This is a genomic window from Streptomyces sp. YS-3 (assembly GCF_045257485.1).
Taxonomy (GTDB): domain Bacteria; phylum Actinomycetota; class Actinomycetes; order Streptomycetales; family Streptomycetaceae; genus Streptomyces.
In genome coordinates this window covers 1-11,919 of the sequence record NZ_JBJHPC010000187.1, presented here as the reverse complement: position 1 = coordinate 11,919, position 11,919 = coordinate 1, and the positions used below count along the sequence as shown (strand labels likewise).

At 73.0% G+C, this 11,919-nt stretch carries 12 protein-coding genes; 8 read left to right on the top strand and 4 right to left on the bottom strand.

Annotated elements, in window-relative coordinates; translation table 11 throughout:
• Window positions 1–142 precede the first annotated feature (142 nt).
• Both ACJA3G_RS17290 and ACJA3G_RS17285 read left to right on the top strand, forming a co-directional pair.
• Complete coding sequence (locus ACJA3G_RS17290) at window positions 143–883, top strand: VOC family protein (protein WP_406553890.1); 741 nt, start codon at window positions 143–145, stop codon at window positions 881–883.
• Window positions 884–1,074: 191 nt separating this feature from the next.
• Window positions 1,075–1,458 carry a tautomerase family protein gene (locus tag ACJA3G_RS17285; RefSeq protein WP_406553889.1) on the top strand — a complete coding sequence of 128 codons (384 nt, stop codon included), beginning with the start codon at window positions 1,075–1,077 and terminating at the stop codon, window positions 1,456–1,458.
• A 62-nt stretch (window positions 1,459–1,520) separates the two neighbouring features.
• Here the strand turns inward: ACJA3G_RS17285 and ACJA3G_RS17280 are convergent, their stop codons facing one another.
• Window positions 1,521–2,420, bottom strand: coding sequence for an NAD-dependent protein deacetylase (locus tag ACJA3G_RS17280; RefSeq protein ID WP_406553888.1), 900 nt, complete (start codon window positions 2,418–2,420; stop codon window positions 1,521–1,523).
• Between the two features lie 194 nt (window positions 2,421–2,614).
• Here ACJA3G_RS17280 and ACJA3G_RS17275 point away from each other — a divergent pair, with 194 nt between their 5' ends.
• Window positions 2,615–3,160 carry a GNAT family N-acetyltransferase gene (locus ACJA3G_RS17275; RefSeq protein WP_406553891.1) on the top strand — a complete coding sequence of 182 codons (546 nt, stop codon included), beginning with the start codon at window positions 2,615–2,617 and terminating at the stop codon, window positions 3,158–3,160.
• 19 nt (window positions 3,161–3,179) lie between these two features.
• Here the strand turns inward: ACJA3G_RS17275 and ACJA3G_RS17270 are convergent, their stop codons facing one another.
• The gene (locus ACJA3G_RS17270) at window positions 3,180–4,493 is read right to left on the bottom strand and encodes an MFS transporter (protein ID WP_406553887.1); all 1,314 of its coding nucleotides are present in this window, start codon (window positions 4,491–4,493) and stop codon (window positions 3,180–3,182) included.
• 72 nt (window positions 4,494–4,565) lie between these two features.
• Between ACJA3G_RS17270 and ACJA3G_RS17265 the strand changes: the two genes are divergently transcribed.
• The 4 genes from ACJA3G_RS17265 to ACJA3G_RS17250 all read left to right on the top strand — a co-directional run bounded on the left by ACJA3G_RS17265 (window position 4,566) and on the right by ACJA3G_RS17250 (window position 9,440).
• A complete protein-coding gene (locus tag ACJA3G_RS17265; RefSeq protein ID WP_406553886.1) occupies window positions 4,566–5,555 on the top strand; it encodes a GlxA family transcriptional regulator in 990 nt (329 codons plus the stop codon).
• Between the two features lie 171 nt (window positions 5,556–5,726).
• Window positions 5,727–5,888, top strand: coding sequence for an SflA family class IV lanthipeptide (locus ACJA3G_RS17260; RefSeq protein WP_406553885.1), 162 nt, complete (start codon window positions 5,727–5,729; stop codon window positions 5,886–5,888).
• A gap of 12 nt (window positions 5,889–5,900) precedes the next feature.
• Window positions 5,901–8,660: a class IV lanthionine synthetase LanL gene (gene lanL / locus ACJA3G_RS17255; protein ID WP_406553884.1), complete on the top strand. Its 2,760-nt coding sequence runs from the start codon at window positions 5,901–5,903 to the stop codon at window positions 8,658–8,660.
• Between the two features lie 192 nt (window positions 8,661–8,852).
• Window positions 8,853–9,440 (top strand): hypothetical protein, encoded by a 588-nt coding sequence (locus tag ACJA3G_RS17250; RefSeq protein ID WP_406553883.1) that lies wholly within the window; start codon window positions 8,853–8,855, stop codon window positions 9,438–9,440.
• Between the two features lie 43 nt (window positions 9,441–9,483).
• On the opposite strand, the gene ACJA3G_RS17245 is transcribed toward ACJA3G_RS17250, so the two are convergent.
• Window positions 9,484–10,083: a short chain dehydrogenase gene (locus tag ACJA3G_RS17245; protein WP_406553882.1), complete on the bottom strand. Its 600-nt coding sequence runs from the start codon at window positions 10,081–10,083 to the stop codon at window positions 9,484–9,486.
• A gap of 162 nt (window positions 10,084–10,245) precedes the next feature.
• Between ACJA3G_RS17245 and ACJA3G_RS17240 the strand changes: the two genes are divergently transcribed.
• Entirely contained in the window at window positions 10,246–11,109 is an 864-nt protein-coding gene (locus ACJA3G_RS17240) for a LysR family transcriptional regulator (protein WP_406553881.1), read from the top strand.
• Between the two features lie 77 nt (window positions 11,110–11,186).
• On the opposite strand, the gene ACJA3G_RS17235 is transcribed toward ACJA3G_RS17240, so the two are convergent.
• Window positions 11,187–11,919 (bottom strand): antibiotic biosynthesis monooxygenase family protein (locus tag ACJA3G_RS17235; protein WP_406553880.1); only part of this gene is annotated, 733 nt, incomplete at its 5' end.

Genomic DNA, 11,919 nt, shown 5'->3' with positions numbered 1-11,919 from the left:
TCCGATCCCTGACGGCCCGATACGGTGCCGGACCCGCGTCGCGAGCGCAGCCTAGACGTGGCCGCGCGGCCACGTCTAGGCTGCGCTCGCGACGCGGGTCCGGCACCGTATCGGGCCGTCAGGGATCGGAGATGTACGAGGTATGAGCAGTCATCTGTCCGCGATCTGCTTCAACGCGACCAGGCCGTCGGATCTGGCGCGGTTCTGGTCCGGCGTCCTGGGCTGGAAGCCGGCCGACGACCCGGGCGAAGACATCGCGATCCTGCCCCCCGATCCCACCGGGTTCCGCATCCGTTTCCTGCCCGGCCAGGAGCCGAAGACCGGCCCGAACCGGGCGCACTTCGACCTGACGAGCGCCTTCCCCGAGGACCAGGGGCAGACGGTGGCCAGGGCGCTGGAGCTCGGCGGGAAGCACATCGACGTGGGCCAACTCCCGGAAGAGGGCCATGTGGTGCTCGCCGATCCGGACGGCAACGAGTTCTGCGTGATTCCGGCGGGCAACAAGTTCCTCGCCGACACCGGCTTCATCGGAGCGCTGGCCTGCGACGGTACGCAGGAGGTCGGCTACTTCTGGAGCCGTGCGCTCGGGTGGCCGCTGGTCTGGGACCAGGACGAGGAAACCGCGATCCAGTCGCCGGACGGCGGCACGAAGATCACCTGGGGTGGCCCTCCGGTGGCGCCGAAGACCGGTACGAACCGGCTGTACCTGGAGTTGACGCTCCCCGTGGACGCCGACTGGCAGACGGAGGTGGCCCGTTTGGTCGCGCTGGGCGCGACGCGCCCCGACGCCGAGGCCGACGCGCACACCGGCGAGCCGGCCGGGGGCCGTACGGTGATGCTCGACCCGGACGGCAACGAGTTCGCGTTGCGGAGGGGCCGGTAGCGGGACGGCTGCCGGGCGGTCTCCGCGCGCCCGCTTCCCGCGGACTTCGGTTCGCTGGGGGCGGGCGCGCTCTGTTGGCCGGGACGGGTCGGGATCAGTCGTTCGTCCCGGGGTCGCGCCGCCGCGAGTCTGTACCTACTAGTATGTACGATCAAGAAAGCATCTTGTCGAACCCCGCCCCAGGAGGACGTATGCCGCTCGTACGCATCGATGTGCTGGGCGGTGACGCCGAGCGGCTGACGGCGCTGGGGCGGGCGGTTCACGAGGCGTTGGGTGAGGTGATGGGCTTTCCGGACGACGACCGGTTCCAGATCCTGACGGCACACGACGGCCGGAGCGGCGTCCTGCGGCACGGCACCTACCTCGGTGTACGACGGGACGACGGCATCGTCTACGTGGCGATCACCTTGCGCGAGGGCCGGCCGGCCGCGCAGAAGCGGGCCCTGTACCGGCGCATCGCCGAACTCGCCCGGGAATACGCCGGAACGGAGCCCCGCAACGTGTTCGTGGTGCTGACCGAGAACACCGACGCCGACTGGTCGCTGGGCAACGGCGAGGCCCAGTACCTCGATTGACGGAGCCCGGCGGGGGCTGACGGGAGGTCAGTGCGCTGCCCGCCCGGCAGGCCGGTGGCTCGTCAGACGGCCGTCGGGTCGTCCACCGGGATGCCCAGGCGCTCGGCGACGGTGGTGAGGGTCGTTCCCAGGGGGAGCGCCACCCGCGTGACCGCGTGCTGGTCGCCGCGTGTCGGGTCCCGGTTGACGATCACGACGGGGGTTCCGGCCTGCGCGGCCTGGCGTACGAAACGCAGCCCGGACATCACGGTCAGCGATGAGCCCAGGACGAGCAGGGACCTCGCCTCGGCCACCAGCGTGCGGCAGCGCGCGACCCGTCGCGGCGGGACGGTTTCGCCGAAGAACACCACGTCCGGTTTGAGGATGCCGCCGCAGACGGTGCAGGGCACCACGTGGAAGTCCGCGACCTGCGCGTCCGTGAGGTCGGCGTCGCCGTCGGGGTTGATTCCGGCGGCCACCGGCGCGAAACCCGGGTTCGCCTCCTCCAGCCGCCGGGCGAGCTCGCGGCGTGGGCTGACATCGCCGCAGGAGAGGCAGCTGACACGGTCGAGGCCGCCGTGCAGCTCGATCACACCCTCGCTGCCCGCGGCCTGGTGCAGACCGTCGACGTTCTGGGTGATCACACCGTTGAGCAGGCCGTGCCGCCCGAACGCGGCCACGGCCCGGTGTCCGGCGTTGGGCCGCGCCCGGCCGAAAGTGCGCCAGCCCAGGTGGCTGCGTGCCCAGTACCGGCGCCGGGCCCGCGCACTGGCGGTGAAGTCCTGGTACGTCATCGGCGTGTGCCGGGTGAGACTTCCGCCCTCGCCCCGGTAGTCGGGGATGCCCGACTCCGTGGAGAGGCCGGCCCCGCTGAGCACGAGCACACCGCCGGTGCTCAGCGCGTCGGCGACCGGCCCGAGGTCCGTGGTGCCGGGCGGGAGGCTCGTGTCGGGGGTCCAGCTCAGCGTGGGTCGCATGCGCATGCCGCCAGCGTACGAAACGGGCGGGGCGTCGGCACACAGCGGCCGTGTCCGGGTCCCCGGCCGAGCCGCCCCCCTCGCGGGGTGAGCTCGTGAGTGTCCTGGGTCGTGGGGCTCAGCCGTCCCGTTGCGGCGGCCAGCCGTCCCGGGCGCCCGGAGGCAGCCCTCGCACCCCCGGTCGGTATGCTGCGCGCGTGATGATCGACGGGGTGGCGATACGTGAGGTCTCACTCGGGGACGCGGCGGGCCTGGCGGAGACGCTGCGCCGCAACCGGGTGCCGATGCGGCCCTTCGAGCCGTACCGGCCCGAGGAGTTCTACACCGAGCACGGCCAGCGCGACAGGATCAGCGGACTGCTCGCGGAGCGCGAGGCGGGGCGCCTGCGGCCGTATGTACTGATCGAAGCGGCTACCGGCACCCCGGTGGGCGGCATCAACCTCGGCGGTATCGCCCTCGGCCCGTTCCGCAGCAGCGGACTGGGCTACTGGGTGGACCAGGCGTGGGCGGGCAGGGGACTGGCCACCGCCGCGGTGCTGGAGGTCTGCCGCATCGCCCGCGACGAACTCGGTCTGCACCGCGTGGAGGCCGGCACCCTGGTGGACAACATCGCCTCGCAGCGCGTGCTCGCCAAGGCCGGATTCGAGCAGTTCGCCACCGCCCCCAAGTACCTGCACATCAACGGTGCCTGGCGCGACCACCGTCTCTTCCAGCGGCTGCTGCACGACGACCCGCCCCCTCACTGACAGCGGGCGCGGGGTCCGTTCACCGCCCGGCCGGCAACACCGGCGCACCGCCGTCCCCAGGGACGGCGCGGCCGAGGGTGCGGATCGCCGGGACCGCGAACAGTGCCACACAGCCCGCCAGGCACGCGCCCGCCGACATCAGCATCAGATGCTCGGGGGCGACCAGCGCGGTGGCCGGGCCCGCCAGTATCTGGCCGAGCGCCATACCGGACACCGAACCCGCCTGCTCGTACGCCGTGACGCGGTTGAGCACCGCGGGCGGGGTGTGGGTCTGCACGCTGGTCGCCCACATCACCGACCAGAACGCCCAGGCCCCGCCGCCCAGGACATGTCCCGCCAGCAGTACGGGCAGGTCGGCGCCGAGCGCCACGCAGAGCGGGAGTGCCGTGTACAGCACCATCGCCGCCGCGCCGGCGGCCAGCGGCCGGGCGGGACGCAGCCGCAGGGCCAGCAGACCGCCGAGCACCGTTCCGACGCCGAGGAAGGACACCGCCAGGCCGTACGTGTTCGAGCCGTGCCGGGCGCTGATCAGCGTCGAGCCGAGCGGTACGAGGGGGCCGAAGAGCAGCACGCCGTAGCCCACCCAGATGAGGATCACCGCCCACATCCAGGTGCGTGCCCGGAACTCCTCCCATCCCTGGCGCAGGTCGCGCCTGAGCGAACGGCCGGTACGGGCAGGGGAGTCGCGGCCGGCCGGGGCTTTCGCGGGGGCGGCGGCCGGGGCGAGCGGGACGAGGCCCAGGCACACGGCGCTGAGCAGGAAGGTCCCGGCGTCGATGGCGTACACGGTCCCGGCGCCCGTCAGCGTGATCAGTACACCGGCCAGCGTCGGTCCGAGCAGATGGGCGAGTGCGTCGGCCACCTTGAGCGTGCCGTTCGCCCGCTGCGGCTCGCGGGCGACCAGCGGAACCATCCCGTTCACCCCCGGCAGGAACATCGCCACGGCCGCTCCGGCCAGCGCCGCCATCGACAGGAGCAACCAGAACGGCGGCGTCCCGACGAAGAACGCCGCCGACAGCGCCCCCTGGGTGAGCACCCTGGCCAGATCCGCGCCGACCATCATCCGGCGCGCGCCGAACCGGTCGGCGAACACCCCGCCGAACAGGACGAGGAGCACGAACGTCCCGGTCCAGGTGCCGAGGACGTAGCCGACGCCCGACACCCCGTACACCGCGCCGACCGCGAGTGCCGTGGCGACCGGCATCATCGCGTCGCCGACCAGCGAGACGGAGCGGGCGGTGAAGTACAGCGTGAAGCGCCGGTCCCACAACAGGGGGCGGACGGTGGTCGGTTCGGTGGGGGCGGTCTGGTTCTGTGGCTGCGCGGTGGTCACCGCACCTATATTGGACTGGACCAATTGCCGGGCCCCAGTGTCCCGAACGACATGATGAGGTACTTTCCCGCCATGACGCTCCGTCCGCGGCCGGACTCCGCCGCGCCGCACCGGGTCGTCGCCCTGCTGCAACCCCCGCAGTCGGCCTTCACGCTGGCCTGTGCGAGCGCGGTGTTCGGCGACCACGGCCCTGCGGTCCCGGCCCGCTACGCGTTCGAGGTCTGCACCGAGCACCCGGGCCCGGTGTCCACCCAGGACGGCTACGACTTGCTGGTCACCGCGGGCCTGGACGCGTTGGAGCGCGCGGACACCGTCCTGGTCCCCGGCTGGCAGCAGCCGCCCGGCACCCAGGTGTCGCCGGGGGTGGTCGCGGCGGTCCGGCGGGCGCACCGGCGCGGCGCCCGAGTCGTCGGCCTCTGCTCGGGCGCCTTCGTGCTCGCCGCCGCCGGACTGCTGGACCGCCGCCGGGCCGCCACCCACTGGGCCCGGACAGCCGAGCTGGCCGCCCGGTTCCCCCAGGTCCCGGTCGACCCGGCGGTGTTGTACGTGGACCACGGCGACGTCGCCACCAGCGCCGGATCGGCGGCCGGTGCCGACCTGTGCCTGCATCTCGTGAGCGCTGACCAGGGCGCCGCGTACGCGATGCGTGTCGCCCGGCAGATGGTGATGCCGCCGCACCGCGAGGGCTGCCAGTTGCAGTACGTCGAACTGCCCACCTCCGGACCGGTCACCGACTCGCTGGCCCCACTGCTGGAGTGGCTGTCCGGACAGCTGGACCAACCCGTGAGCGTGGCGGACATGGCGCTGCGCTCCCAGGTCTCGGCGCGCACGCTGACCCGGCGCTTCACCGAGCAACTCGGGGTCAGCCCGGGACGCTGGCTGCTGGACCGGCGGATCGCCGCCACCCGGGCCCTGCTGGAGGAGACCGACCTGCCGGTGGAGACCATCGCACGCAAGGTGGGCCTCTCCTCGGCCGTGAACCTGCGACGGCGCTTCCACGAGGCGTTGCGCACCACGCCCGCCGCGTACCGGCGCGCCTTTCGCGCGGAGAGGGCGGGATAGGGCGGGTGGGGCGACCGGGTGTGCCGCACAAGTGACGTTGCATACACGGCCGTTGACAGAGATACCTCTCAAGTCCTGCCTCTTGCCCGTTCGTTCGACTTCGGTGAAACTGGCATGCGCTTGACAATCTCTCCACCGAACCTTCCCTTTTTGTGCACAGAAAGGACCGTCATGAGCCCTGTGGCACTGCAGATCCGGGACGCCGGCCCGCTCGACGTGGCCGTGGAGGAAGAAGAGATCACCTTCGAGGAGCAGACAGACCCCTCCCGGGGCCTCCAGGCGTGTCTGGCGGACCCCTGGGTGACGGCGACGACCCGCTTCGCCTGCGACTAGGCGAGCGGCGCGGTGGCGGCCGGACCGGTCTGGGCCGGTGAGGACGGGCCCGGGTCGGCCGCCACCGGCGTGCGTCGACCGAGCCCCCAGGGTTCCCGGCACGGGCCAGCGCCTTCGCCCCCCGGAGCCGGTGACCCGGGCCCGGAGCGGAACCTCGACGAACACCTCCGGATCCTGCTGGTCGGAGCCGAGCGGCGACTCGTCGCCGACGATCAGTGGCTCTACCTTTTCGCACCGCGCTCCCGGGCAGCCGAACTCCCCGCTCACGGCTGGAAACTGCACATATCCGCCCGCGCGGAGGACCTTGACCAGGTCGCGGGCCTCATCGTCCCCGTGCTGCTGCGCTATGTCTGCGACGCCAAATTCGCACGCGACGCGGCGACCTTGGGCCTGATGAACAGCGGATCGCTCGATGCCGCGCTCGTCGGGAAGGCGGTCACCGTCTATCCGCGCCCCAAGGACGTGGCGGCGCTGGGACGTGAACTGGCAGACCTCCTGGCCGGCCGGACAGGCCCCCGGGTGCTCAGCGACCGGCAGATCCGCTCCGATGCCCCCGTCCACTACCGGTACGGACCGTTCCGGGCCAGGGGCACCGACGACGCCTCACTCGTCATGACCGGCCCCGATGGGGAGCGCTTCCGGGGACGGGCGGGCGCGCGGTACCGCCAACCCCCTTGGGCGACCGACCCGTTCCGCGCCGCCACAGCGCCCACGAGCCGTCCCGCTCCCCTGATCGGCGGGCGCTACCGGCTCACCACGGGCGTCGCCCGCTCTCCTCACGGAGACGTCTACCGCGCCGTGGACGACGGCTCCGGCGAGCGCGTGATCGTCAAGCAGGCCAGGGCCCACGTCGGTGAGGGCCCCGACGGTGTGGACGCCCGCGGCCGGCTGCGGCACGAGCACACCGTTCTGGAGGCACTGGCGGGCGTCGACGGCGTGCCCCTGGTGCGCGACCACGTCCGGCACGGTGACGACGAGTACCTGGTCATCACCGACTGCGGGCCGAGCGACCTCCGCCGCGATGTGCTGGCCCACGGGCCGTACGCCTCCACGAACGGAGCCGCGCCCGCAAGCCCTGAGGCGGCCGACGCGCGTGCGCACACGCGCGAGACGACCGTGCTGGCGCGTCGCCTCCTGGCCGTGCTCGAAGCGGTGCACGCCCGGGGCGTCGTGGTGGGCGACCTCAAACCGTCCAACGTGGTGCTCGCCGAGGACGGCACCGCGTACCTCGTGGACTTCGGCGTCAGCGCCCTGCACGGCGACCGGCCCGCGGGTGCGACGCCGGGCTACTCGATGCCGGTGTACCGTGCGGGCCAGCCCCCCGGCCCCGCCGACGACCTGTACGCGCTCGGCGCGACCCTGTACTTCGCGCTGACCGGCATGGACCCTGTCGTCGTCGACCGCGACGACCACGTGAACCGGGACCGCACCCTCGCCTGTCTGGCCGCCGTGCTGCCGGGTGGGCCACACCGTCCGGTACGCGAACTCGTCGCCGGGCTCCTGGACCCCGAGCCGACACGGCGTGCGGCCTGCGCCCGGCATTGGCGCGAGCAGCAGCCACCGACGGCCACCGGGCAGCGGCTCCCCGCCCCACCGAGGATCACCCGCGGCCTCCTGGACGATCTGATCGCGCACACGGTCGCGGTCTGCGCCACGGCCGCCGCCGAACTGCCCGCGGGGCGGCAACCCCGTACCGGGCAACTGCACTTCGGGCTCACCCTCTACGACGGGGCGGCCGGTGTGGGCCTGGAGCTGCTGCACCACACGGCACACCCGGGCGTCCCCGAGGCCGTTGCGGACCTCGCCCGGCGGACCGCCCGCCACCCCGCCCTGCCCACGCTGACCGCCGCGCTGCACACCGGCCGCACCGGCGTCGACCTGTTCCTCAACGCCGTCCAACTGAGCGACGCAGCAGCGGAGTTGGAGGTCCCCGTCGGCTCACGGCCCTACGACGATTCCGGTGACCAGATCGGTGGCGCGGCGGGCGCCGGGACGGGACTGCTGGTACTGGCACGACGTGCGTACGCGGCGGAGCGAACCGAGGAAGGCAACGCACACCTCGCCGCGGCGGGGGAGTGCGCCCGGGTTCTGCTTGCCGCGGAGAACGGCCGGGAGCGTCCGCGACCGCAGCGGTCGGCGGCGGCGTCCGAGGCGGCCTTCCCGTTCGGTTTCGCCCACGGCCGAGCGGGTGTCATCCACTTCCTCCACGCCTACCACCGCTTCACCGGCGATCCGGCCTCCGGGGCGGCGGCCCGCTCGGGACTGGCCGAGCTCGCCGGTCACACACCCCGCCTGCTGGAACTCGCCGCCCGCCCCGAGGCCCACCGGCGTTATGGGTCCTGGTGCCGTGGACTCGCCGGGATCGGAACCCTGCTGATCGAGGCGGGCGGCCACGAGCGCGACCCGCACCTGACCGAGCTGGGAGTGCGGTGCGCCTGGGCCTGCCACGGCCTCGCACCCCGTATGAGCCCCGTGTCGCAGTGCTGCGGACTGGCCGGCGTCGGCGAACTGCTCATCGACGCCGGGGCCGCCACCGGCGACCGCGAACTGCACCGCGCCGCCGAGGAGGTGCTGTCCCTGATCCTGTGCCGCAGCGGCGGCACCCCGCTCCGGCCGTTCTTCCCCGACAACACCCTGGCCGCGTCCGGGCCGGGATGGGCCACGGGCAGCGCGGGTGTCCTGTCCTTCCTGCGCCGCCTGCGCGACCGGGGAGGCCCGCGCCTGTGGAGCGACGGCACACCAGCGACGGGGCCAGCCGTGCCGGGCCGTTGAGTCCACCGGCGCTCATCGCGGTGCGGGCGGAGGCGGCGCGGTGGGCCCGCCTCGGCGACGACCGGTCCGGACCGCGCCCGCCTGCCCCGGATGCGTGCCATCCGGGCGAGGCGCCCCGGCCCGTACGGCATGGCGCCCGGGGGCGCCGCGTCCCGCCGAGGATGCTGAGGCATCCCACCGCAGGAGAGGCCCGTGAGTGACTCCAGCCCCCGCGTGACAGCCGGGCCGGCCTCCGGCACCGCGGGCGACGACCTTCCCGCTTCGGGAGTCATCGGCATCGGACTCGCGGCGGTGCTGACCTTCGCCCTCGCCCAGGGGTCGTGGCAGTGGTTCGCCACGTTCATCGGGGTGACGCTGCTGGCGGTGATGCTCGCCTTCCAGCGGCGGGCGCGGTGGACGCCGGGCATGCGTTCGCCCTACCTGCGCGGCCTCGTCGCGTACGCGCTGGTCGTCGGCCTGTGTGTCGCGGTCGCCCTCGCGCCCCTGCTCCAGCGCGAGGCCTGGCTGTTCCCGATGCCGGGCACACGCGCCGAGTGCCACCTGATGGGCCGGTACCAGGCCCTCCAGACGAAGGCCGCCCTGGGGAACCTGGCCGGCGGCGACCGTACGGCCCTGGCGTTCGCGCAGGACCGCCAGGCCCGCACCGCCGTAGCGGACTGCCTCTCCGCCACGACGACTCTGTGGCTGCCGGTGTACGGGGTGGGGGTGGCGGTCCTGGTGGCGGGGACCGTGTGGTTCCGCGACCGGGCCCAGAGCCGCCGGGCCCTCGGAGGTGCCTGAGTTCCCCCCCGGTACGGCCAGGCCACACCCAGGCTTACGGGCATTAGTGCACGCGGTATATCTGCCCCGTCTGCGCACCCTCGATGGAGCGGACGTACGCCATCGCGGCGCGCGCCGCGGGAACGGCCTCCATGCCCGCGAAGAACGGGCCGTAGGCGGGCAGGGACTCCTCGACCACCGTCGGGCTGATCGCGTTGATCCGCTGCGGCGCGAGCTCGATCGCGGCGGCGCGTACGAACGCCTCCACCGCGCCGTTGGCCGCGGACGCCGCCGCTCCGGCCACGATCGGCTCCTCCGTGAGGATCCCGCTGATCAGCGAGAACGAGCCGGTCGGGGCAACGTGCCGGACGCCCTGACGCACCAGGTCCACCTGGCTGAGCGCCTTGCCGCGCAACGTCGCCGCGAAGTCGTCGGCGGTCAGCTCGGCCAGCGGCTTGAACACGGCGGCGCCCGCCGCCACGGCCACCGCGTCCAGCGAGCCGGCCTGCTCGTACAGCCGGGACACGGCCTGCGGGTCGGTGACATCGGCGAGCAGGTCCCCGCTCGCGCGGCCCACACCGATCACCTCGTGGCCACGCTCCGCGAGCGCCCTGTGTACCGCGGAGCCCAGCGTGCCGGCCGCGCCGACCAGAAGAATCCTCACAACTCACCGTCCGATGACTGGAAACGAACACCCGGAGATACCGGGCGGCCCCGGGGGAGTCCCCCGGGGCGGAGAGCCGGGCGATCACCCGGCGCATCCGACGCTACGGGTCCCGCTCATCGTCCGGAAATGCCATCTGGACAGGGACTATGCTCTACAGGCATGGATGTGGAACTGCGTCACCTCAAGGCCCTGGCCGCCATCGCCGAGGCGGGTACGGTCACCGCCGCGGCGGCCCGGCTGCACATGACGCAGCCCGCCCTCTCCCGTACGCTCGCCCAGCTGGAGACGCGCGTGGGAGTCGGCCTGGTCGACCGTTCCTCCCGGCATCTGGAGCTCACCGAGGCGGGGGCGACCCTGCTGGGGCACGGGCGCGCCATCCTCGCCCACCTCGACGCGGCCCTGGCCGACACCCGTGCCGTGGACCGGCCGCTGCGCCTGGGCTACACCTGCGCGGTCCTCGGGCAGCAGACCGTACCGCTGCTGCGTACCTGGCGCCAGGACCACCCGCACGCGTTCCTCGAAGTGGTCCGCCAGGACAACAGCACCGCGGGCCTGGCCACCGGTGACACGGATGTGGCGGTGCTGCGGACCGTCCCCGCCGACCCGCGTATCCACACCGAAGCCCTGTACACCGAGGACCGGGTCGCGGCCCTGCCCGACGACCACCCGCTCGCCGGCCGCGACCGGGTGCGGCTGGCCGAGCTCACCTCCGGCCCACCGCTCCCGCTGGCCCTGTGGCCGGACACCGGCACCGCCTCGGTGGACCTGTGGCCCCCGGCGCAGCGCCCGCACCGCACGGTCGAGGTGCACAACGTCGACGAGTGGTTGAACCTCATCGCCATCGGCGGCGCGTTCGGCGTGGGGGCCGTTGGCACGGCGGAGAGCCACGGCCACCCCGGGGTGCGCTTCGTCCTGCTCGCGGACGCGCCCGCCACCACGGTCTACCTCGCCCGCCCGGCCCACCCGACACACCCGCGGACGGAGGAGTTCCTGGCGGCGGTGCGGGAGGTGGTCAGCGGGTAGGGCGTGTTGCGAAAGTGGCGCCGTCCGCCCGAAGGGCGGGCGGGACTTTCGCAACACGCCCTAGGCCGCATGGTGCGTTACTGCCCCGCGGTGCGGGTGTGGACGACCTGGTAGGTGTTGGAGTCGACCGACGTCAGCAGCGACCCGGTGCGGCGCTCGGCGTCCTGGCGGACGGCGGGCCTGTCTCCCTGCGGGACGGCCTGGTAGGCGTCCCAGGCCTCCTTGTTCTCCCACTGCGAGTAGGAGATCACGAAGGAGCCCTCGAGGCCGCGGGCGGCTATGCCCTTGAGCACGGTGTGGGAGACGAAGCCCGGAACGTCGCTGAGGAATTCCATCGACGGGCCGAGCGCGTCCACCAGTTCGTCCTGGTTCTTCTCCTCCACGCCGAAGACCGCGATGACGGTGTAGTCGCCGCGGGCCGGTGAGATGTCGACCCGATCGCCGGACGCGGACCGGGAATAGACGATCTCGTTCTGGAGCAGCCGGATCGAGGTGGTGAGCTCGCCGAAGAGCGGGAGCGTACGGTGCTCGAACTCCTCGGCGTTGTAGCGGTCCTCCAGGTCGGCGCGGCTGCGCCACTGGATGAAGTTGGCCGTGCCCGGCTTGTCCACACCGGCGTGCACGGTGGAGGACATCCAGCCCGGGTAGGCCGCCGAGTCGACGATCTCGCGCATCGCGCCGAGCAGACCCTCCTGCTTCTCCGGCGCGTCGGCGGTGAAGATGTTGAGGACGGTGAGGTTCTTGTCTTCGGCGGAAATCTTGGGCATGTCCTTCTTCGTCTCCTGTGAGGTGGTACGGGCGGGAGGGGGC